Annotated in this window: 20 protein-coding genes and 1 pseudogene; 13 read left to right on the plus strand and 8 right to left on the minus strand. The window is 70.5% G+C overall.

Features of this window, described 5'->3' with window-relative positions; translation table 11 throughout:
- Positions 1-10 precede the first annotated feature (10 nt).
- Positions 11-1051, plus strand: coding sequence for an adenosine deaminase (locus tag VFE82_RS16340; protein WP_325001372.1), 1041 nt, complete (start codon positions 11-13; stop codon positions 1049-1051).
- On the opposite strand, the gene VFE82_RS16345 is transcribed toward VFE82_RS16340, so the two are convergent.
- Genes VFE82_RS16345 through VFE82_RS16355 form a run of 3 tightly spaced genes read right to left on the minus strand, consistent with a single transcriptional unit; the run spans position 1048 to position 4937 of the window.
- Positions 1048-2598, minus strand: coding sequence for a glycine betaine ABC transporter substrate-binding protein (locus tag VFE82_RS16345; protein ID WP_325001373.1), 1551 nt, complete (start codon positions 2596-2598; stop codon positions 1048-1050). The genes VFE82_RS16340 and VFE82_RS16345 overlap by 4 nt on opposite strands.
- 48 nt (positions 2599-2646) lie before the next feature.
- Entirely contained in the window at positions 2647-3744 is a 1098-nt protein-coding gene (locus VFE82_RS16350; protein ID WP_325001374.1) for a M14 family metallopeptidase, read from the minus strand.
- Positions 3744-4937: a M20 aminoacylase family protein gene (locus tag VFE82_RS16355; RefSeq protein WP_325001375.1), complete on the minus strand. Its 1194-nt coding sequence runs from the start codon at positions 4935-4937 to the stop codon at positions 3744-3746. The genes VFE82_RS16350 and VFE82_RS16355 overlap by 1 nt, the downstream gene beginning before the upstream one ends.
- A gap of 83 nt (positions 4938-5020) precedes the next feature.
- Between VFE82_RS16355 and argE the strand changes: the two genes are divergently transcribed.
- Positions 5021-6196 carry an acetylornithine deacetylase gene (gene argE, locus VFE82_RS16360; RefSeq protein WP_325001376.1) on the plus strand — a complete coding sequence of 392 codons (1176 nt, stop codon included), beginning with the start codon at positions 5021-5023 and terminating at the stop codon, positions 6194-6196.
- Positions 6197-6222: 26 nt separating this feature from the next.
- On the opposite strand, the gene VFE82_RS16365 is transcribed toward argE, so the two are convergent.
- A complete protein-coding gene (locus VFE82_RS16365) occupies positions 6223-6612 on the minus strand; it encodes a hypothetical protein (protein WP_325001377.1) in 390 nt (129 codons plus the stop codon).
- Positions 6613-6858: 246 nt separating this feature from the next.
- Here VFE82_RS16365 and VFE82_RS16370 point away from each other — a divergent pair, with 246 nt between their 5' ends.
- The 7 genes from VFE82_RS16370 to VFE82_RS16400 all read left to right on the plus strand — a co-directional run bounded on the left by VFE82_RS16370 (position 6859) and on the right by VFE82_RS16400 (position 14243).
- On the plus strand, positions 6859-8961 hold the full coding sequence (locus tag VFE82_RS16370) for a molybdopterin oxidoreductase family protein (protein ID WP_325001378.1): 2103 nt from the start codon (positions 6859-6861) through the stop codon (positions 8959-8961).
- 14 nt (positions 8962-8975) lie between these two features.
- Positions 8976-10061 carry an aminopeptidase gene (locus VFE82_RS16375; RefSeq protein WP_325001379.1) on the plus strand — a complete coding sequence of 362 codons (1086 nt, stop codon included), beginning with the start codon at positions 8976-8978 and terminating at the stop codon, positions 10059-10061.
- Entirely contained in the window at positions 10054-10452 is a 399-nt protein-coding gene (locus tag VFE82_RS16380) for a polyhydroxyalkanoic acid system family protein (RefSeq protein WP_325001380.1), read from the plus strand. Before VFE82_RS16375 ends, VFE82_RS16380 begins: the two co-directional genes overlap by 8 nt.
- Before the next feature lie 37 nt (positions 10453-10489).
- Positions 10490-11407 carry a LysR substrate-binding domain-containing protein gene (locus VFE82_RS16385; protein WP_325001381.1) on the plus strand — a complete coding sequence of 306 codons (918 nt, stop codon included), beginning with the start codon at positions 10490-10492 and terminating at the stop codon, positions 11405-11407.
- Positions 11408-11547: 140 nt separating this feature from the next.
- On the plus strand, positions 11548-12765 hold the full coding sequence (locus VFE82_RS16390) for a CoA transferase (protein WP_325001382.1): 1218 nt from the start codon (positions 11548-11550) through the stop codon (positions 12763-12765).
- A 52-nt stretch (positions 12766-12817) separates the two neighbouring features.
- A complete protein-coding gene (locus VFE82_RS16395; RefSeq protein WP_325001383.1) occupies positions 12818-13804 on the plus strand; it encodes a hydroxymethylglutaryl-CoA lyase in 987 nt (328 codons plus the stop codon).
- 10 nt (positions 13805-13814) lie between these two features.
- Positions 13815-14243, plus strand: a complete 429-nt coding sequence (locus VFE82_RS16400) for a VOC family protein (RefSeq protein WP_325001384.1) — start codon at positions 13815-13817, stop codon at positions 14241-14243.
- A gap of 28 nt (positions 14244-14271) precedes the next feature.
- On the opposite strand, the gene VFE82_RS16405 is transcribed toward VFE82_RS16400, so the two are convergent.
- From VFE82_RS16405 to VFE82_RS16420, 4 genes and pseudogenes are all read right to left on the minus strand, one after another.
- Positions 14272-14526, minus strand: a complete 255-nt coding sequence (locus tag VFE82_RS16405; protein ID WP_325001385.1) for an acyl-CoA-binding protein — start codon at positions 14524-14526, stop codon at positions 14272-14274.
- A 153-nt stretch (positions 14527-14679) separates the two neighbouring features.
- On the minus strand, positions 14680-15135 hold the full coding sequence (locus VFE82_RS16410) for a hemerythrin domain-containing protein (protein WP_325001386.1): 456 nt from the start codon (positions 15133-15135) through the stop codon (positions 14680-14682).
- 69 nt (positions 15136-15204) lie between these two features.
- Positions 15205-15978, minus strand: a complete 774-nt coding sequence (locus VFE82_RS16415; protein ID WP_325001387.1) for a hypothetical protein — start codon at positions 15976-15978, stop codon at positions 15205-15207.
- Between the two features lie 368 nt (positions 15979-16346).
- Positions 16347-16694 (minus strand): annotated as a pseudogene (locus tag VFE82_RS16420) (phasin family protein); the annotation flags it as partial.
- A 317-nt stretch (positions 16695-17011) separates the two neighbouring features.
- Between VFE82_RS16420 and rfbB the strand changes: the two are divergent.
- Genes rfbB through rfbC form a run of 4 tightly spaced genes read left to right on the plus strand, consistent with a single transcriptional unit; the run spans position 17012 to position 20434 of the window.
- Entirely contained in the window at positions 17012-18082 is a 1071-nt protein-coding gene (gene rfbB, locus VFE82_RS16425) for a dTDP-glucose 4,6-dehydratase (protein ID WP_325001388.1), read from the plus strand.
- A complete protein-coding gene (gene rfbD, locus VFE82_RS16430; RefSeq protein ID WP_325001389.1) occupies positions 18079-18996 on the plus strand; it encodes a dTDP-4-dehydrorhamnose reductase in 918 nt (305 codons plus the stop codon). Before rfbB ends, rfbD begins: the two co-directional genes overlap by 4 nt.
- Positions 18993-19880 carry a glucose-1-phosphate thymidylyltransferase RfbA gene (gene rfbA, locus VFE82_RS16435; RefSeq protein WP_325001390.1) on the plus strand — a complete coding sequence of 296 codons (888 nt, stop codon included), beginning with the start codon at positions 18993-18995 and terminating at the stop codon, positions 19878-19880. Before rfbD ends, rfbA begins: the two co-directional genes overlap by 4 nt.
- Entirely contained in the window at positions 19877-20434 is a 558-nt protein-coding gene (gene rfbC / locus VFE82_RS16440) for a dTDP-4-dehydrorhamnose 3,5-epimerase (RefSeq protein WP_325001391.1), read from the plus strand. The genes rfbA and rfbC overlap by 4 nt, the downstream gene beginning before the upstream one ends.
- Positions 20435-20493: the final 59 nt, after the last annotated feature.

Below are 20493 nucleotides of genomic sequence, written 5' to 3' on the forward strand. Positions count from 1 at the left end.
TACTGCGCGCATGACCTCGATCCCGCCGATCCCCGCCGAGCGCCTGCCGCAGCTGCTGCGCCGCATGCCCAAGGCCGAGCTGCACATCCACATCGAAGGCTCGCTCGAGCCCGAACTGATCTTCGCCATGGCCCAGCGCAACGGGGTGGCGATCCCGTACGCCAGCGTGGACGAACTGCGCCGCGCCTACGCGTTCACCAACCTGCAGAGCTTCCTGGACATCTACTACGCTGGCGCCAGCGTACTGATCACCGAGCGCGACTTCTTCGACATGGCCTGGGCGTACCTCGAGAAGGCCAGGGCCGACAACGTGGTGCACGCGGAGATCTTCTTCGACCCCCAGACCCACACGGCGCGCGGCGTCGCGATGGAGACCGTCATCCACGGCCTGCACCGCGCGTGCGAGCAGGCCCGGCAGCAGCTGGGCGTGAGCGCGTCGCTGATCCTGTGCTTCCTGCGCCACCTGAGCGAGGTCGACGCCTTCGAGACGCTGGAGCAGGCGCTTCCGTTCCAGGACAAGTTCATCGGCGTCGGGCTCGATTCCAGCGAGGTCGGCCATCCGCCGGAGAAGTTCGCCAAGGTGTTCGCGCGCTGCCGCGAGCTCGGCCTGCACCTGGTCGCCCACGCCGGCGAGGAGGGGCCGCCGGCCTACGTCTGGACCGCGCTCGACCTGCTGAAGGTGGAGCGTATCGACCACGGCGTGCAGTCGAGCAGGGACCCGCAGCTGATGCGCCGGCTGGCGCAGGACCGCATCCCCCTGACCGTGTGCCCGCTGTCCAACCTGAAGCTGTGCGTCTTCCCCAAGCTGGAGCAGCACAACATCCGGGAACTGCTCGACGCGGAGCTGATGGTGACCGTGAATTCGGACGATCCGGCCTACTTCGGCGGCTACCTGAACGAGAATTTCGAGCAGACCTTCGCCGCGACCGGCCTGTCGGCGGCGCAGGCCTGGCGGCTGGCGAACAACAGCTTCGAGGCCAGCTTCATCGGGCCGGCGCACAAGCGCAGCTTCCGCGACCGCCTGGACGCGGTGTTCGCCGAGTTCGCCTAGGTTCGCGTCGCCTGCGCGGCGAGCGGGCCGCGCAGGCGCCGTTCGAGCGCATCGAAGCCCCACTGCAGCAGCAGCGCCAGCGCCGCGGCCGGCACGGCGCCGGCCAGCATGAACGCGGTGTCGTTGACGGCCAGGCCGGCCACGATGCGCTCGCCCAGGCCGCCCGCGCCGATGAAGGTGGCCACCGTGGCCGTGCCGACGTTGAGCACCGCCGCCGTCTTGATGCCGGCGAAGACGACCGGGGCCGCCAGCGGCAGTTCGATGCTCCCGAGCACCTGCATCTCGCGCATTCCCAGCGCCAGTCCGGCCTGGCGCACGCCGACCGGCAGGGAGGCGAGCCCCGCGTGGGTGTTGCGCACGATGGGCAGCAGCGCATAGACCGACAGGGCCAGCAGCGCCGGCGCGAAGCCGATCGTGCCCAGCAGCGCGATCAGGAACGCCAGCAGCGCCAGCGAGGGCAGCGGCTGCACCAGCCCGGCCGCTGCAAACAGGACGCCGGCCAGGCGTGGGCGACGGTGCGCGAGAACGCCCATCGGCACGCCGATCGCGGCCGCGATGGCGGTGGACGCGAACACCAGGGTCAGGTGCTCGCGCAGCAGGCGCGGCAGGTCGGGCGCGAGCAGGTGGGCCCAGAAGCCGGGCCGCCGCGGCGTCGCCGCTGGTGCGCCGCTGCTGCCCGCGGCGGACCGGCTGGCGCGGCCGCCGAGGAAGTCGCGGGCGACGGCATCGAACGGCTGGCCGTCGATCTCGACCTGGGCGTTCATCGCCCGCATGGCCGCCGCATCGATGCGGCCGGCCAGCGCGCGTTCGAGCGGCGCCGGATCGACCGTCGACCGCATCAGCAGCACGGCGTCGTAGCGCGGGAAGAAGCCGCGGTCGTCGCGCAGCACCCGCAGCCGCAGCCGCGCGATCTGCGCATCGGTGGTGTAGGCGTCGACCACGTCGACCTGGCCGCTGGCCAGCGCCTGGTACGCCAGCCCGTGGTCCAGGCCGGCCCCGGGCGCGAGCGCCAGGCCGTAGGCGCGACGCAGGGCCGGCCAGCCGTCCTCGCGCACCAGGAATTCGTGCGACAGGCCCAGCCGCAGGCCAGCCCCGGCACGCGCCAGGTCGGAGAGCGTGGCGATGCCCAGTCGCTGGGCGAGGTCTTCGCGCATGGCCAGCGCATAGCTGTTGTCGAAGCCGAGCGGGACCGCCACCTTCAACCCGCGCGGCGCCAGCCAGGCGTTCAGCTGCGCCAGCGACGGCGCGCCCGGCGCACCGGGCCGCTTGAGCAACTCGCGCACGATGGTGCCGGTGTACTCGGGATAGAGGTCGATGCTGCCGTTGGCGAGCGCCTGCTCCATCACGGCGGTGTTGCCCAGCCCCTGGCGGTGTTCGGCCGGCAGGCCGGCCGCGACCAGCGCCTGCCGCGCGAGTTCACCCAGCAGGTAGCTCTCGGTGAACCGCTTGGAGCCGACCACGGCGGCCGCCTGCGCCGTCGACACCGCCGCCAGACAGGCCACCACGAGGACGAGAGCGCAGGCAGCGAAGCGCGCGATGGCAGGCATGCGCGGCAGGACGGTCGGCGGGGCCACGTGCAGGCGCCCGTCCGCCGCTCAGACCGCGGCCAGTCCGTCGACCGCCTGGCGCATGGCTTCCTGGGCCTGCTCGAGGATGCGCTGCTTCCACTCGGGCGTGTCGGTGTAGAACGCCGCGAGCATCTGCTGCTTGATGGCCTGCGCCTGTTCGCGCGGCGCCTCGGGATGCTGGTGCAGCCAGTGCTCGGCGCGCAGTGCATCCAGCACCTGCATCAGCGGCTGGGTGCCGTATTCCAGCGCGATCCCCGTGTACTCGGCCTGCGGGCACTCGTCCAGGATGCTCGACCACATCATCCCGGTGAGCCGGGCCGAGGTGGAGGAGCCGTCGTAGATCGAGGTCACGGGCGTGCGGCCGCCGCCGGCCCACCAGCCGCGGGCGCGCGCCACCTGGGTGATGTCGTCGGGGCCAGCGAAGATGCGCTCTCCGAGCCCGCTCGGGCCGAGGCCGGTGTGGAAGTCGATCCAGGCGATGCGGCCGGCCCGGCGGCCGTGCGTGCGCAGCACCTCGCGCAGCGTCCTGTTGCTCCAGGTCGGTGCCTGGCCCCCGAAGTACATCCCCTCGGGGAACTCGTACTGCCCGCTGCTGATGGCGGCCTGGTAGGCGGGCTCGCCGTGCTGGCCGACCCACTGGGCCAGCGCCCGTTCATTGGCGGCATCCGGGGGCCACTGGTCGGGGAACAGCAGCGGGTGCAGCGCGCGGTAGCCCGGGTTGGGCGGCAGCGGCCGCAAGAAGTCGTGGAAGTTGCGGTTCAGGTCGACGTTCTCGTGGGTCGTGCGCCGGATGTGCGAGAAGCCGTAGGGATTCAGCGCGTGGATGTAGAGCACGGCGACGTCGTGCCGGCGGGCGTGGTCGCGCCAGGCTGCATCGCGCAGGGCGGCGACCTGCACGCCGCTGCCGCAGTAGCCCTCGACGCCGTGGCAGGCACTGGACAGGATCAGCAGCCGCGACGCGCTCGGGTCCCCCTCGCGCGCCACGTCCATGGCGAGTTCCTCGCCGTCGCGGCCCGCCTCGGGGTGCCGCTTGGACTCCACCAGCAGCCCGGCGCTGCCGGCGGCCTCGAGGAAGCGCTGGCGCGCCTGCGCGTAGCTGCCCGAGAAGTAGTCGTCGCCCGGCATCAGCGGTCCTGCGCCAGCCAGGCCTCGGCCAGCCGCACCCAGTAGGTGGCGCCCAGCGGGATCAGGTCGTCGTTGAAGTCGTAGCTGGGGTTGTGGATGACGCAGGGACCGCCGCCGTGGCCGATCTCGCGGTGGCTGCCGTCGCCGTTGGAGATGAAGCAGTAGGCGCCCGGCTTGGCCTGCAGCATGAAGGCGAAGTCCTCGGCACCCATGGTGGGTTCCTGCACGTTCACGTTGGCCTCGCCGACGATGGAGGCCATCACCTTCCGGGCGAACTCGGCCTCGGCGGCGGAGTTCACGGTCGGCGGGTAGTTGCGCACGAACTCGAACTCGCACTGCGCTTCGTGGGCGGCGCACACGTGCTCGGCGACCTGCTGCATGCGCCGCTCGATCATGTCGAGCACCTCGTTGGTGAACGTGCGCACCGTTCCCTGCAGTTCGCAGCTGTCGGGCACCACGTTGGTGGCCTCGCCCGCGTGGATCATGGTGACCGAGATCACGCCGGCGTCGACCGGCTTCTTGTTGCGGCTGATGATGGTCTGGAACGCCTGCACCATCTGGCACGCGATGGGCACCGGATCGATGCCGTTGTGGGGCAGGGCGGCGTGGCTGCCCTTGCCGCGGATCGTGATCTTGAACTCGTTGGACGAGGCCATCACCGGGCCCGGGCTGACCGCGAACTGGCCCACGGTGGGGCCGGCCCAGTTGTGCATGCCGAACACGGCTTCCATCGGGAACTGCTCGAACAGCCCGTCGCGGATCATCTCGCGGGCGCCGCCGCCGCCCTCTTCGGCCGGCTGGAAGATCAGGTACACCGTGCCGTCGAAATTGCGGTGCCGGGCGAAGTGCTGGGCTGCCGCCAGCAGCATGGCGGTGTGGCCGTCGTGGCCGCACGCGTGCATCTTGCCGGGGTGGCGGCTGGCGTGGGCGAAGGTGTTGAACTCCTGCATCGGCAGCGCGTCCATGTCCGCGCGCAGCCCGACCGCGCGACTGCTGGTGCCGTTCTTCACGATGCCGACGACGCCGGTCTTGCCCAGGCCGCGGTGGACCGGGATGCCCCACTCGGTGAGCTTGGCCGCCACCACGTCGGCGGTGCGGTGCTCCTCGAAGCACAGTTCGGGGTGGGCGTGGAGGTCGCGGCGGATCGCGGTGATCGTGGCCGCCTGGGTGACGATGGAATCGAGGACGTTCATGGGAGGACTCGGAAGGTCAAGCGGAGCAGTCTAGCGTCGTGCGCCCGGCGGGCGCATCGGGGCTTCTCCGCGACAATCGTGCCATGTCTGCCCCGAACCCGACGCTTTCGCCGCGCGCCCTGGAACTTGCGCAAACTTTGGTGCGCATCAACACGGTCAGCGCCAACAGCAACCTGCCGCTCATCCACTTCGTCCGAGACGAACTGCACAAGCTCGGGGTGCGCTCCCGCCTGACCTACAACGCCGAGCGCACCAAGGCGAACCTGTTCGCGACGCTGGGCGAAGGCAAGCCGGCGGGGGTGATCCTGTCCGGCCACACCGACACGGTGCCCTGGGACGGGCAGGACTGGAGCGTGGATCCGCTGTCCGCAGCGGTGCGCGACGGCAAGCTCTACGGTCGCGGCTCGGCCGACATGAAGGGTTTCATCGGCCTGGCCCTGGCCCAGGCCGAGGCCTTCCTGGCCAGCGATGCGCCGTTCGCGGTGCACCTGGCCTTCAGCTTCGACGAGGAGGTTGGCTGCTTCGGGGTGCGCGAGCTGATCGCCGACCTGCGCGACGCCGGCGTGAAGCCGCTGGCCTGCATCGTCGGCGAGCCCACCAGCATGATCCCGGCCATCGCGCACAAGGGCGTGTACCGCTACAAGTGCTGCGTGCGCGGCAAGGAGGCACATTCGTCACTGACGCCGCAATCGGTCAACGCGATCGAGATGGCGGCGCGTGTGGTCGGCAAGCTGCGCGACATGGCCGAGGGGTTCGAACGCGAGGAGCCCCGCTTCGACGGCTTCGACGTGCCGTTCTCAACGGCCAGCGTCGGCCAGTTCCATGGCGGCATCGCCGACAACGTCGTGCCGCGCGATGCCGAGTTCCGCTACGAGTTCCGGGACCTGCCCACGGCGGATGCCCGCGCGATGCAGGAGCAAGTGCTCGCCCACGCGCGATCGCTGGAGCCGGCGATGAAGAAGGTGGCGCCCGAGGCGGGCTTCCGATTCGAGACGATCTGCGAGATCCCGAGCTTCCTCGGGTCGGCCGACGATCCCGTCACCCGCCTGGCGCAGCGCTTGGCGGGCGAGCGGCGGACCACGCTGGTCGCCTTCGGCACCGAAGCAGGGCTGTTCAAGCAGGCCGGCATCCCGACCGTGGTCTGCGGGCCCGGCAGCATCGTGCAGGCGCACCAGCCGGACGAATACGTCAGCCTGGAGCAGCTGGCCCGCTGCGAGCAGTTCCTGCGCGGCCTGGCGGCCGCGCGGGAAGTCGGCTGAGCACGCTTCCCGCGCGGGCCTGGCGGTCAGCGCTGCGGCGTGGCGGTCGGCGCGCTCGGGCTCGAGGCCTCGCCACCGGTACCGGTGGTGCCGGCGCCGCGCTGCGGCAGGCGCTTGCTCACGGCTTCGCCCGTGCCGCGAACGGCGCCGGCGGTGGCACTGCCGGCACGCTTGACGGCGTTGGTGCCCTTCTTCGCGACACGCTTGGTGGCCTTGGCCGGACGCGAGTTCTCCGCCTTCTGAATCACGCCCGGGGTCGGGGCGCGGGTGCCGGCGTTCGGGTCCTGCGAGGTCTGTGCCGGGCGGCCGCCGGTGTTCGGGTCGGTGGCGGTGGTCTGCGCCTGGACCGGCAGGGCAGCGGCGAAGGCCAGGACTGCGGCGGCCGGCAGGGCGCGCGAGAGGATCGATGCGTTCATTGGGGTTCTCCCTTTCGTGTTTGGACGCAGCCAGTATGTCGCGGCCGCGGGCCCATGTGGCCGCCGCTGCTCGACTCCTGAGCCATTCCTACATCCGGATGCGCGGCGTGACTACACCGTGCATGGTCGAGCTCGGGCGGCGCGCCGTCGCGTCCGGCGCGAGGGCGGCGCCGCCGCTACCATCGCGTCTGCGCAGCACCGGCCCGCGGCCGCAGGACTTCGGTGCGCAGAACCCAAGGACACGATGTGACGGCAGCCCTTCGCACTCTTCCCGGCGGCGACGGGCCGTCCACCGGCGCCCGGGTGCTGGGCGCCTGCCCGCACGACTGCCCGGACACCTGTTCGCTGGTCACCACGGTCGAGAACGGGGTGGCCGTGCGCGTGCAGGGCAACGCCGACCATCCAGCGACCGCCGGCGTGCTGTGCGCCAAGGTCTCGCGCTACCCCGAACGCACCTACCACGCCGAGCGGCTGCTGCACCCGATGCGCCGCACCGGCCCGAAGGGCGCGGGCCGCTTCGAGCCGGTCGGATGGGACGAGGCGCTGGCGGACATCGCCGCGCGTCTGCAATCGATCGCCGCGCGCGACCCGCAGGCCATCCTGCCGTACAGCTACTGCGGCACCATGGGCCTGGTGCAGGGGGAAGCGATGGCCGGCCGCTTCTTCCACCGGCTGGGGGCCTCGCTGCTGGAGCGCACCATCTGCGCCAGCGCCGGTGCCGCCGCGCTGACCCACACCCTGGGGGGCAAGGTCGGCATGAAGGTGGAGTTCTTCGCCGAGTCACGGCTGATCCTGATCTGGGGCAGCAACTCCATCACCAGCAACCTGCACTTCTGGCGCCTGGTGCAGGAGGCCAAGCGCCAGGGCGCGAAGCTGGTGTGCATCGATCCGCGCCGCACCGAAACCGCCGAGAAGTGCCACGAGCACCTGCAGCTGCTGCCCGGCACCGACGCTGCGCTGGCGCTCGCGCTGATGCACGAGCTGGTCGCGAACGACTGGCTCGACCATGACTACATCGCCCGGCACACGCTGGGCTGGGACGCCCTGCGCGAGCGCGCGCTGCGCTGGACGCCGGAGCGTGCGGCCGAGGTCTGCGCCATCCCGGCCGACCAGATCCGTCGGCTGGCGCGCGACTACGGCACCACGCGTCCGGCGGCGATCCGGCTGAACTACGGCATGCAGCGCGTGCGCGGGGGCGGCAACGCCGCCCGGGCCATCGCCTGCCTGCCGGCCCTGGTCGGCGCCTGGCGGCATCGGGCCGGCGGCCTGCTGCTGTCCAGCTCCGGCTGGCCGGCGGTGGACCGCGCTGCACTGCAGCGGCCCGACCTGCTGGGCGGCCGCACGCCCCGCATGCTCAACATGAGCACGATCGGTGACGACCTGCTGCGGCCCGCGTCGCCGGCGTTCGGCCCGAAGGTGGAGGCCGTGGTGGTCTACAACAGCAATCCGGTCGCGGTCGCCCCCGAATCGTCCAAGGTGGCCGCCGGCTTCGCGCGCGAGGACCTGTTCACCGTGGTGATCGAGCAGTTCCGCACCGACACCGCCGACCATGCCGACTACCTGCTGCCGGCCACGACGCAGCTGGAGCACTGGGATCTGCACACCTCGTATGGCCACACCGACGTGCTGCTGAACCGGCCGGCGATCGCGCCGGTGGGCCAAGCCCGCCCGAACACCGCCATCTTCCGGGCGCTCGCGCGCCGGATGGGGTTCGACGATCCGTGCTTCGCCGACACCGACGAGCAGATCTGCCGGCAGGCCTTCGGCGACCGGCTCGATTTCGCGGCGCTGCTCGAGCGTGGGTTCGTGCCGCTGCAGGTGCCGGACGCGCCGTTCGCCGAAGGCCGTTTCCCGACCGCGTCCGGCCGCTGCGAATTCTTCAGTGCCGAACTCGCCCGCCGCGGGCTCGACGGCCTGCCGGACCATCTGCCGAACCACGAACCCGCGGGCTCCTCGTCCACCTACCCGCTGGCCATGATCTCGCCGCCGGCGCGCAACTTCCTCAACTCGACGTTCGTCAACCTGCGCAGCCTGCGCGACATCGAAGGCGAGCCGGTGCTGGAGATCCACCCGCAGGATGCCGCCGTGCGCGGCATCGCCAGCGGCGACGTGGTGCGGGTGTTCAACGACCGCGGCACCTACCGCTGCAAGGCGCAGGTGAGCGGGCGTGCCCGCCCCGGCGTGGTCAACGGCCTGGGCATCTGGTGGCGCAAGCTGGGCCTGGACGGCACCAACGTCAACCAGCTCACCAGCCAGCGGCTCACCGACCTGGGCAACGGGCCGGTGTTCTACGACTGCCTGGTCGAGGTGCAGGCCGCAGCCGGCACCGCGGGCGCGCCCGCGGCGTGAGGAGGGGCTGGCTGGTGGCGTCGCTGCTGGGGTCGGTCGCGCTCGGCGCGTCGCTGCTGTGCCTGTCGGGGTGCGCCAACCTCGGCTACTACTGGCAATCGGCCACCGGGCACATCCGCATCATGCAGGCGGCCCGGCCGGTGGAGGAGTGGCTGGGCGATGCGCAGGCGCCGCCGCGGCTGAAGGAAAAGCTCGCCCTCAGCCAGCGCATCCGCCGCTTCGCCTCGCAGGAGCTGCGGCTGCCCCGCAACCCGAGCTACACCCGCTACGCCGACCTGCAGCGCAGCGCGGTGATCTGGAACGTGGTGGCAGCACCGCCGTACTCGCTCAAGCTCAAGACCTGGTGCTTCCCCGTCACCGGCTGCGTCGGCTACCGCGGCTACTTCGACGAGACCGAGGCTCGCGCGGAGGCCGCCCGCCAGCGGGCCCAGGGCTACGAGTCCGATGCGTATCCGGTGCCGGCCTACTCGACCCTGGGCTGGACCAACTGGGCCGGCGGCGACCCGCTGCTGAACACCTTCATCGCCTATCCCGAGGGCGAGCTGGCGCGCCTGATCTTCCACGAACTGGCGCACCAGGTCGTGTACGTCGCGGACGACACGATGTTCAACGAGTCGTTCGCCACGGCCGTCGAGCGCCTGGGCGTGCGGCGCTGGCTGGACACCGAGGCCAGCGACGCCGCGCGCGCCGACTACGCGCGCTACGACGCGCGCCGCAGCCAGTTCCGCGGCCTGACACAGGCCACGCGCCGCCGGCTGGAGGCCGTGTACGACGAGCAGGCGCCCCTTTCGCGCGAGGAGCGCGAGCGCCGCAAGGCCGAGGTCTATGCGGGCTTCCGGGCCGAGTACGCTGCCCTGCGCGACAGCTGGAACCTCGATCCGGCCCGCCTGCGCCTGACCGACCTGTGGGTGGCACAGGCCAACAATGCCGCATTCGGCGCGCAGGCCGCGTACGACGACCTCGTCCCCGGCTTCGAAGGGCTCTTCGCCGCGCTCGGCGGCGACTGGACCCGTTTCTATGATGAAGTGCGACGGCTGGCGACCGTGCCCAAGGCCGAGCGCCACCGATTTCTCAAGGACAAGGAGACTCCCCGTGCCTGACATCCACATCGAGCGGGCGCACGCGCTCGGACTGGCCGGTGCCCGCGCGCTGGCCTTCAAGTGGGCCGAGACCGCCGAGGCCAAGTTCGACATGGCGTGCACCTACGAGGAGGGGCAGCAGGGCGACCTGGTGAGCTTCACGCGGTCGGGCGTCAACGGCGAGCTGCGCGTGCTGCCCGACCGGTTCGAGATGCATGCCCGCCTGGGCTTTCTGCTGGGCGCGTTCAAGACCCGCATCGAGGCCGAGATCGTCAAGAACCTGGACCACCTGCTGGCGCAGGAGGACCCGCTGGGCGCGTTCGAGAAAGGCGTGTCCGAGGCGACGGCCCGGCACAAGGCCAAGGCCGCCCCCAAGCCGGCGGCCAGGCCGGCCAAGGGCCGCAAGGCCTGAGCGCCGCAGCACGGGCGCCTGTCGTGCGGACCCGCCGATGAACCTCCACCGGCTCGACCTGGTCTCGCTATCGCTGTTCAGCCTGGTGGTGCGGGCAGGCAGCATCAGCCGCGGCGCGGAGCTGGCGAACCTCGCGGTCGGTGCGGCCAGCAAGCGCATCTCCGACCTAGAGGCGGCGGTCGGCGCGGAGCTGTTCGACCGCCACTCGCGCGGCGTGACGCTCACGCCCGCGGGCATGGCGCTGCAGCGCCATGCCCAGCGCATCCTGAGCGACATCGACCAGCTCGCCGCCGACCTGTCCGACCATGCGCGGGGGGTGGTGGGCGTGGTGCGCCTGTGGGCCAACACCTCGGCCATCACCCAGTTCCTGCCGGGCGACCTGGCGCGCTTCGTCGGGCAGCATCCGGGCATCCGCATCGAGCTGCACGAGGGTGACAGCAGCGACGTGGTGCTGGCGGTCCTGGACGGCCGCGCCGACCTGGGCATCTTCGCCGAGCGCACGCCCGCGCTCGGGTTGCAGACGCTGGCGTGGCGCCGCGACCGCCTGGTGCTGGTGGTGCCCGCCGGACACCCGCTGGCGGGCCGACGACAGCTCGCCTTCGCCGAGGCGGCCGGGTTCGACTTCGTCAGCCTGTCGGAAGGCACGTCCTTGGCGCAGCGCCTGGCACTGGAGACGCAGGGCCTGGGCCTGGCCCTGCGCATCCGCATCCACGTGCGCAGCTTCGACGCGATGTGCCAGATGGTGGCGGCCGGGCTGGGTGTTGCCGTGCTGCCCGACGCGGCTGCGCGGCCGATGCTGCGGGCGCTGGACCTGCGCAGCGTCGAGCTGACCGATCCCTGGGTGGAGCGCGAACTGCTGCTGGGCGCGCGCGACCTGGCCGCCCTGCCACGGCCGGCGCGTACCCTGCTGGACCACCTGACCGGCGCACGCGCGGACGGCCGGACCTTGCGCTGAGCCACGAGGCTGGCCTCGCTTTCGCCTTCCGCGAAGGCTGCGATCACGCCTGCGCCCTTCCGCGCCCCGCGAGCCGTCCCTAGACTGCAGGCGCCGCGCGCGCGGCAGCACGCAGCCTTTCCATCCGAGAGCGAACCGACATGACCATGAACCTGCCGAACGGCCTGGGGCCCGGCGCACTCGCCGGCCTGAAAGTCATCGAGATGGGCCAGCTGATCGCGGGGCCGTTCGCCGGCAAGACGCTGGGCGACTTCGGCGCCGACGTCATCAAGATCGAGGCGCCGGGCACCGGCGATGCGCTGCGCAACTGGCGCCTGCTGCAGGAGGGCACCTCGGTGTGGTGGCAGGTGCAGTCGCGCAACAAGCGGTCCATCGCGCTCGACCTGCGCGATCCCGAAGGGCAGCGGATCGCGCGCCGGCTGATCGCGCAGGCCGACGTGCTGATCGAGAACTTCCGGCCGGGAACGCTGGAGGGCTGGGGCATGGACTACGACTCGCTCGCGCAGGACAACCCCGGGCTGGTGATGCTGCGGATCTCGGGCTACGGACAGACCGGACCGTACCGCGACATGCCCGGCTTCGGCGTGATCGGCGAGGCCATGGGCGGGCTGCGGCACCTGACCGGAGAGCCCGGCCGGGTCCCGGTGCGCTGCGGCGTGTCCATCGGCGACACGCTCGCGGCGCTGCACGGCACGATCGGCGTGCTGACGGCCCTGTACCACCGCAAGGTCAACGGCGGCAAGGGCCAGGTCATCGATGTGGCGCTGCACGAGGCGGTGTTCAACGTGATGGAGAGCCTGGTGCCCGAGTACAGCGCGTTCGGCGTGGTGCGCGAGCCGGCCGGCTCGGCGCTGCCGGGGATCGCACCGACCAATGCCTACCGCTGCTCGGACGGGGTGGTGCTGGTCGCCGGCAACGGCGACAGCATCTTCAAGCGGCTGATGCAGGCGATCGGGCGCGACGACCTGGGCGGCGATCCGGCCCTGGCCGACAACGCCGGCCGCGTGCGGCGCGTGCAGGAGATCGACGCCGCGATCGAGGCCTGGACCTCGGATCGCACCGTCGCCGACGTCCTCGACCAGCTCGGCGCCGCGCGGGTGCCGGCCGGGCGCGTGTACACCGCCAGGGACATCGTCGAGGACCCGCACTACCGGGCCCGCGAGATGATCCTGAAGCAGCAGACGCGCGACGGCCACGAGATCGAGGTGCCCGGCATCGTGCCCAAGCTGCTGGGCACGCCGGGCCGTGTGCGCAGCTCGGCGCCGGGCCTGGGCGACGACACCGATGCCGTCCTGGGCGAGCTGGGCTTGTCGGCCGCCGAGATCGACGGCCTTCGCGGCAGGAAGGTGGTGGCATGACCGCGGCCCGGTGCGCGGCGGGCCATCGGCCGAAGGCCGCGGGAGAGTTGCGATGACGGGCAACGTCTGGCGCGGCGCCGGCCGCCGCCTTCAGCTGCAGGAAGTGGGCACCCGCGATGGCCTTCAGGCCGAGCCGGTGTTCGTGCCGACCGAAGAGAAGATCGCGCTGGTGGATGCGCTGTCGGATGCCGGGCTGGCCAAGATCGAGGTCACGGCGTTCGTCTCGCCCCAGGCGATTCCGGCCCTGCGTGACGCCGAGCAGGTGATGCGCGGCATCCGCCGCCGACCGGGGGTCGTGTACACCTGCCTGGTGCCGAACGTGCGCGGCGCCGAGCGCGCGATCGCGGCCGGCGCCGGTGAGCTGAACCTGGTCATGTCGGCCAGCGACAGCCACAACCTGTCGAACCTGCGCATGACGCGCGAACAGTCGTTCGCCGGCCTGGCGCAGGTCGCCGCGGCGGCGCGGGCGGCCGGGGTGCCGGTGAACGTGTCGTTGTCGTGCAGCTTCGGCTGTCCGATGGAGGGCGACGTGCCCGCCACGGAGGTGCTCGGCTGGTGCGCGCGCGTCGTTGAGGAGCTCGGTGCCGGCGGCGTGACGCTGTGCGACACCACCGGCATGGCCTTCCCCACTCAGGTGGCGGACCTGACGGCGGCGTTCCGCGCGCGCTGGCCCCGCACCGACCTCACCCTGCACTTCCACAACACCCGCGGCCTCGGCGTGGCCAACGTGCTGGCCGCCATCGACGCCGGCGCCGACCGCTTCGATGCCTCGCTGGGCGGCATCGGCGGCTGCCCCTACGCGCCCGGGGCGAGCGGCAACGTCTGCACCGAGGAGGTCGTCCACGCGCTCCAGCTCATGGGCTACGACACGGGGGTGGACCTGCCGCAGCTGCTGGCCGCGGCGCATCGCCTGGCCGGGCTGATCGGCCATGACGTGCCCGGCCAGATCACCAAGGCCGGGCGGCGGCTCGATCTGCATCCGCGCCCGGCCGATTTCGATGCCATCCGGGAGCGGGCACTGGCCCGCGCCGCCGGTTGAGGATGCGCCGGTGATCGACCACCTGGACCACCTGGTGCTGACCACCTCCCGCGAGGCGGCCTGCATCGACTTCTACACGCGGGTGCTGGGCATGCGGCTCGAGACCTTCGTCGGCGGCACGCCGCCGGTCACGCGCCGGGCCCTGGTGTTCGGTGCGCAGAAGATCAACCTGCACGTGCAGGGCGCCGAGTTCGAGCCGCACGCGCACCTGCCGGTGCCGGGTGCGCTCGACCTGTGCTTCATCGCCGCGGTGCCGCTCGCCACCGTGATGGAGCGGCTGTCGACGCACGGCTGGCCGATCGTGGAGGGGCCCGTGCTGCGCACCGGCGCCACCGGGAAGATCCGCTCGGTCTACGTGCGGGACCCGGACTTCAACCTGATCGAACTCTCGGAGCCGGCCGGCGGGCCTGCAGCCGGGGGCAGCGGCCCGGCGTCCTGAACGGCGCGGGCGCGGGCGTGAAGGGCGTTCAGCTGAGCGACTGGATCAGCTCGATGTACTGCTGCTTGGCGTCGTCGTTCGACGTGCCCTTGACCGCGTTCCAGGCGTCCCACTTGGCGCGGCCGACCATGTCGCCGAAGCCCGGCTTCTTCTCGGTGACGTCCCCCTGCGTGGCCTGCTTGTAGAGCCCGTAGATCTTGAGCAGGGTCGCGTTGTCCGGCCGCTCGCTCAGGCTCTTGGAACTGGCGACAGCGGCTTCGAAATCGGATTGCAGGTCGGACATCGGCGGGGGCTCCTCTCGGAAAAGTTCGCCGTATCTTAAGCGGTGGCTCGCCTGCAACGGGGCGAGGCGCGTGGCCGCGCCTCGCCAGCTTGCGGGTCGGCCGGATCCCTCCCGGGCGGCCGCGCACCACAGCCCCAGCTGTGCGTCAGCAGATCACTGCTCGGCTTCGGCCTTGGCGTACAGCCGCTCGTGCTCGTGCACGTACAGCTGGCCGAGTTCCTGCTGCCGCTCGCGCGAGAGCACCTTCTTGGCCTCGGGGAAGAACTTCTCTTCCTCTTCCTTCAGGTGGTGCTCCACCTTGTGGACCAGCTTGCCGACGGTCTCGAGCCACCCGGACGAGCCTTCCTCGGCTTTGTCGAGGTCCTCGACCATCTCGTCCATTTCGTGATGCTCGGAGATGCCATGGCGCGCCGGGTCGACCGTGTCGTCGTGCTCGATCAGCGGCACGTAGAACGTGCGTTCCTCGGCGGTCTCGTGTGCGGCCATTTCCGCCTTCAGTTCGTCGAACGCCTGGCGGCGTTCCTCGTGGTCGCCGATGCCCGACAGCAGGCGGGCACAGGTGGCGCGCTGGCGCTGGTGGCTCTGGAGGAGGGCTTCGAAGATGTCCATGGGCGCAGTCTCGCGGGCCGGCTCCGGCCCCAATGTAGGCCGATGCGCAGACAGCAGCCCAGCCGTCGCCTACTCCTGCAGCTCCGCCTGGGCCAGCGCGACGTTCAGGCGCTCGGTGGCGTCCACCGGGCGGATCGCCGCCGCCTGCTCGTAGAGCGCGGTGGCGTCGGCCAGTCGGGATTCCCCTTCCAGCATCACCAGGCCGTTGGCGTACTCAATGAGGGCGATGGCCGAGTGCGGGTTCAGGCGCAGAGCTTCCTGGAACAGCTTGAGACCGGTTTCCTTCTTCGCGCCATAGGTCATCCCGCCGATCAGCGCGCCGACCTTGTCGATCACCTCGGCATGGAAGGCGCCGAGCGCGATGTGCGCGTCGGCCAGCCGGGGCCGCAGCTTCATCGCACGTTCCAGCGATTCCTTCACCGTGCCGCCCAGGCCCTGCGCCAGCGCCCGCGCCACGCTGATGCCCTGGCTGTAGCGCCCCAGCGCGTAGCCATGCAGGTACCAGGCGGTGGCGTTGTGCGGCTCCCGCAAGGCCTGGGCCTGGGCGCGCTGCGCTGCCTCGAGGAACAGGTCGAGCTTGGCCTTCTCCTTCTTCTCGAGGTAGGTGGCGTAGATGCAGGTGGCCTTGTTCGCGGCCGTGACGCCGGCGCCGCCGGCCTGCAGGCCGACCTCGACCGCCTTCTGGAATTCGCCCCGGTGGTAGTGGGTCCAGGCCTGCAGCACGCCCTCGTCGGTGGGCAGCGGCTCGGCATCGCCGGCGTGCAGGACCGCCCATTGGCGGCGCACCTCGGCCGCGTCGAGGTCGAATTCGCCTGGGTGCGGAAAAGCCGACCACTTGCCCACGTTGTCTCCTGTCGTCCGCCCGCGCGGGGCCGTCTTGGCGCCTGTTCCGGCCGGCCGGTGGTGGTTCGGCTGCCGTGGTCCAGAGGGTACCAGCAGACGCTGCGCGGGACGCCGGCCGGCGGCCCGGAACCAGCACGCCCGGGCGGGACATGCGCACCCGCCTGGCGGCCGCGACCGGCGCGGTCAGGCCGATCAGTCGATCTTGCGCGCGGTGCGCTTGCGCGGCGCCGGCCGGGCAGGCCCGTTGGCCGGCGCGGTGGCGCGTGCCTTGCGGGCGGGTGCCTGGCGCGCCGCTCCCAGCTGGGCCAGTGCCGATGCAGTTCGTCGATGCGCGCGGACAACGCGTCGATGTCGCGTGCCGTCGGCACACCCAGCTTCTTCAGTGTGCGCGACACCCGGTCCTCGGCGAGGGACTCCAGCTTGTCCCACTGGCCGGTGGCACGCGAGGACAGCTCGGGGGCCACGCCGGCCATCCGGCTGGTCGCTTCCGCCAGCTTCTCCTCGGCGGCCGACTGCGTCTTGCGCTGGATGGCCAGGCCTTCCTTCACCAGCGAGTCGAACACCTTGCCGCCTTCCTCCTGCGCCCTGGAGAACGCGCCCAGCCCCGCCAGCCAGATCTGGCTGACCGACTCGCGCACCGTCTCGCCCCATTGCGCCGCGCTCTTCTTTCCCGCGGCAGCATCGTCGCTGCCAGCCTGCTGCGTCTTCCTGACCATGTCATCTCCTTCGATGGATGGATGCGCATGGGGTGCCGGCGCAGGGTGCAGTTGACGCCGCAACAGGGCGGCGTCTTAGGGGGGCGCATTAGGAGAGGACCGAAAGCTTCCTGCTGGCAGGCACGGACGGGAGGAGGGGATGGCCGACATCCCTGCTCTGGCGGCAACGAGTGGAGGACTTGATGCGGGTGATCCACTCCCAGCGGGATTGTTCACAAGGAGGGGGGGCAGCGAGCCTTCGGGCGGGTTCTTGCGCTGTTGAGATGGGATAATCGACAGTTGCCTGCATTCCTCAGGCCCACTGACGCGAACCTCCCATGATCCTTGTCACCGGCGGTGCCGGCTTCATCGGTGCCAATTTCGTTCTGGACTGGCTCGCCCAACGCGACGAGCCGGTGGTCAATCTTGACAAGCTGACGTACGCGGGCAACCGCGAAAATCTGGCCAGCCTGGAGGGCGACGCCCGGCACGTCCTCGTGCAGGGTGACATCGGCGACCTGGACCTGGTGGGCCGCCTGCTGGCCGAGCGCCAGCCGCGCGCCGTCCTCAACTTCGCGGCCGAGTCGCACGTGGACCGTTCCATTCACGGCCCGGCTGACTTCATCGAAACGAACGTCGTCGGCACGTTCCGGTTGCTGGAAGCCGTGCGCGGCTACGTCATGTCGCTGCCCGAAGACCGCAAGGCAGGCTTTCGCTTCCTCCACGTTTCGACCGACGAGGTCTACGGATCGCTCGAGCCCGGGGCGCCCGCCTTCACCGAGGCGCATGGCTACGAGCCGAACAGCCCGTACTCGGCCAGCAAGGCGGCGAGCGACCACCTCGTACGCGCGTGGCACCACACATATGGCCTGCCCGTGCTCACCACCAATTGCTCGAACAACTACGGACCGTTCCATTTTCCCGAGAAGCTGATCCCCCTGATGATCGTCAACGCCCTGGCCGGCAAGCCGTTGCCGGTCTATGGCGACGGCATGCAGGTGCGCGACTGGCTGTACGTCAAGGACCATTGCAGCGCGATCCGGCGAGTCCTCGAAGCGGGCCGTCTTGGAGAGACCTACAACGTGGGCGGCTGGAACGAAAAGCCAAACATCGAGATCGTGCGCACGGTCTGCGGCCTGCTCGATGAATTGCGCCCGCGCACCGACGGGAAGTCGTATTCGGAGCAGATCGCCTATGTCAAGGATCGGCCCGGCCATGACCGCCGCTACGCAATCGACGCCCGCAAGCTCGAGCGCGAACTCGGCTGGCGGCCGGCCGAGACCTTCGAGACCGGCATCCGCAAGACCGTCCAGTGGTATCTCGAAAATCCGGAATGGGTGCGTCGGGTACAAAGTGGTGACTACCGCAGCTGGATGCAGCGGCACTATGAAGGCGGCGTCACCGCATGAAGATCCTGCTGTTCGGCAAGGATGGGCAGGTCGGCTGGGAACTGCAGCGCAGCCTAGCGCCGCTGGGTAACGTTGTGGCGCTGGGGACGAAGGGCGATGGCGTCATGGCGGGCAACTTCCTCGATCCCGAGGGCATCGCGCGCACCGTGCGTGCCGTGCAGCCGGAAGTCATTGTCAATGCCGCCGCCTACACAGCTGTCGACAAAGCAGAGTCCGATCAGGTCGTGGCACGCCAAGTCAATGCGTTGACCCCCGGCGTGCTGGCGCGCGAGGCGCAGGCCTGCGGCTCGCTGCTGGTGCACTACTCCACCGACTACGTGTTCGATGGTTCGGGCCAAGCGCCCTGGCGTGAGGGTGACGCGACCGGACCGCTGAACGTGTATGGCGCCACCAAGCTGGAAGGCGAGCGCCTGGTGGCGCAACACTGCCCGCACCACTTGGTGCTGCGCACCAGTTGGGTCTATGCCGCGCGCGGCGGCAACTTCGCCAAGACCATGCTGCGACTGGCCCTCCAGCGCGAGCGCCTGACGGTGATCGACGACCAGCACGGAGCGCCCACCAGCGCCGACCTGCTGGCCGACCTCACGGCCCACATGGTGCGCGCCGCCCTGGACCGCTCTGCCCTCGCGGGCACCTACCACGCAGCCGCAGCCGGCGAAACCACCTGGAACGGCTACGCACGCCTCGTGTTGCAACAGGCGGCGCAGGCCGGCGTGGCCCTGAAGGCGCCTGCCGACGCAGTTGATCCGGTCACCACCGACGCATTCCCGGCCGCCGCCCGCCGGCCGCTGAATTCCCGCCTGGACACCGCCAAGCTGCGCCGCACCTTTGGCCTGCAGCTGCCGCCCTGGCAGGCGGGCGTGGCGCGCATGCTGGCCGAGGTGCTGCGGCCGGGCGAGGAGATCTCCATATGACACGACGCAAAGGCATCATCCTGGCCGGGGGCTCGGGCACGCGCCTGCACCCGGCGACGCTGGCAGTGAGCAAGCAGCTGCTGCCCGTCTACGACAAGCCGATGGTGTACTACCCGCTGTCCACACTGATGCTCGGCGGCATCCGCGAGATCCTGGTGATCAGCACGCCGCAGGACACGCCGCGCTTCTCGCAGCTGCTGGGCGACGGCTCGCAATGGGGGCTGAACATCCAGTACGCGGTGCAGCCCAGCCCCGACGGCTTGGCGCACGCCTTCCTGATCGGTGAACAGTTCATCGGCCGCGACCCCTGCGCGCTCGTGCTGGGCGACAACATCTTCTACGGGCACGACCTGGCGGTGTTGCTGAACCGCGCTGACGAGCAGCCGCAGGGCGCCACCGTGTTCGCCTACCATGTAAAGGACCCGGAGCGCTATGGCGTGGTGGCCTTCGATGAGCATGGCAAGGCCAGCAGCATCGAGGAGAAGCCGGTCAGCCCCAAGAGCCACTTCGCGGTGACCGGCCTGTACTTCTACGACAACGGGGTCGTGGACATCGCCAAGGCCGTGAAGCCGAGCAAGCGCGGCGAGCTGGAGATCACGTCGGTGAATCAGGCCTACCTCGAGCAGGGTCAGCTCTCGGTGGAGATCATGAAGCGCGGCTACGCGTGGCTGGACACCGGCACACACGAGAGCCTGTTGGAAGCCGGCCAGTTCATCGCCACGCTGGAACACCGGCAAGGCCTGAAGATCGCCTGCCCCGAGGAGATCGCATGGCGTGCAGGGTTCATCAATGACGCCCAGCTGGAGCGCCTGGCCAAGCCGCTGGCCAAGAGCGGCTACGGCCAGTACCTGCAGCACGTGCTGCGCGACAGAGGCCGGGCGTGAAGGTCACGCCGACCGCCATTCCCGACGTGTTGATCCTCGAGCCCAAGGTGTTCGGGGATGCGCGCGGCTTCTTCCTCGAGAGCTTCAACGCTCGCACATTCCGCGAGCTGACAGGCCTGGACGTGCAGTTCGTCCAGGACAACCACTCCCGCTCGACCAAGGGTGTGCTGCGCGGACTGCACTACCAGTTGCAGCAGCCGCAGGGTAAGCTCGTGCGCGTTGTGCGCGGCCGCGTGTTTGACGTGGCCGTTGACCTGCGCCGCTCATCGCCGACCTTCGGCCGCTGGGTCGGCGCTGAGCTATCGGAGGAGAACAATCGCCAGTTCTGGATGCCTCCCGGCTTCGCCCACGGTTTTGTGGTGCTTAGTGACTCTGCCGATTTTCTCTACAAAACGACTGATTACTATGCACCTGAGCACGAGCGCTGCGTCGCGTGGAACGACCCCTGCATTGGTATCGACTGGGGAATGAGTCAAGCCGGGATCGCGACGCCGGTGCTGTCGGCCAAGGATGCTGCTGCTCCCGAACTTGCCCAAGCCCAGCTATACAGCTGAGCGACCGTCGAGCCACCGCCGTAGAATCTGCCGCGCCACCTAGAGGCCCGCGAGCCTGC

The sequence above is a fragment of the Ramlibacter sp. genome, from assembly GCF_035655895.1.
In the GTDB taxonomy this organism is placed as follows: Bacteria; Pseudomonadota; Gammaproteobacteria; order Burkholderiales; family Burkholderiaceae_C; genus Ramlibacter.

Excerpts from the sequence above, each read along its gene's own strand:
- VFE82_RS16405 (WP_325001385.1), bottom strand. The coding sequence starts at position 14,526 with ATGTCCGACCTGCAATCCGATTTCGAAGCCGCTGTCGCCAGTTCCAAG.
- VFE82_RS16340 (WP_325001372.1), top strand. The coding sequence starts at position 11 with ATGACCTCGATCCCGCCGATCCCCGCCGAGCGCCTGCCGCAGCTGCTG.
- rfbD (WP_325001389.1), top strand. The coding sequence starts at position 18,079 with ATGAAGATCCTGCTGTTCGGCAAGGATGGGCAGGTCGGCTGGGAACTG.
- VFE82_RS16350 (WP_325001374.1), bottom strand. The coding sequence starts at position 3,744 with ATGCCGGGCGACGACTACTTCTCGGGCAGCTACGCGCAGGCGCGCCAG.
- VFE82_RS16355 (WP_325001375.1), bottom strand. The coding sequence starts at position 4,937 with ATGAACGTCCTCGATTCCATCGTCACCCAGGCGGCCACGATCACCGCG.
- rfbA (WP_325001390.1), top strand. The coding sequence starts at position 18,993 with ATGACACGACGCAAAGGCATCATCCTGGCCGGGGGCTCGGGCACGCGC.
- VFE82_RS16410 (WP_325001386.1), bottom strand. The coding sequence starts at position 15,135 with ATGGACATCTTCGAAGCCCTCCTCCAGAGCCACCAGCGCCAGCGCGCC.
- VFE82_RS16395 (WP_325001383.1), top strand. The coding sequence starts at position 12,818 with ATGACGGGCAACGTCTGGCGCGGCGCCGGCCGCCGCCTTCAGCTGCAG.
- VFE82_RS16345 (WP_325001373.1), bottom strand. The coding sequence starts at position 2,598 with ATGCCTGCCATCGCGCGCTTCGCTGCCTGCGCTCTCGTCCTCGTGGTG.
- rfbB (WP_325001388.1), top strand. The coding sequence starts at position 17,012 with ATGATCCTTGTCACCGGCGGTGCCGGCTTCATCGGTGCCAATTTCGTT.
- argE (WP_325001376.1), top strand. The coding sequence starts at position 5,021 with ATGTCTGCCCCGAACCCGACGCTTTCGCCGCGCGCCCTGGAACTTGCG.
- VFE82_RS16365 (WP_325001377.1), bottom strand. The coding sequence starts at position 6,612 with ATGAACGCATCGATCCTCTCGCGCGCCCTGCCGGCCGCCGCAGTCCTG.
- VFE82_RS16390 (WP_325001382.1), top strand. The coding sequence starts at position 11,548 with ATGACCATGAACCTGCCGAACGGCCTGGGGCCCGGCGCACTCGCCGGC.
- VFE82_RS16385 (WP_325001381.1), top strand. The coding sequence starts at position 10,490 with ATGAACCTCCACCGGCTCGACCTGGTCTCGCTATCGCTGTTCAGCCTG.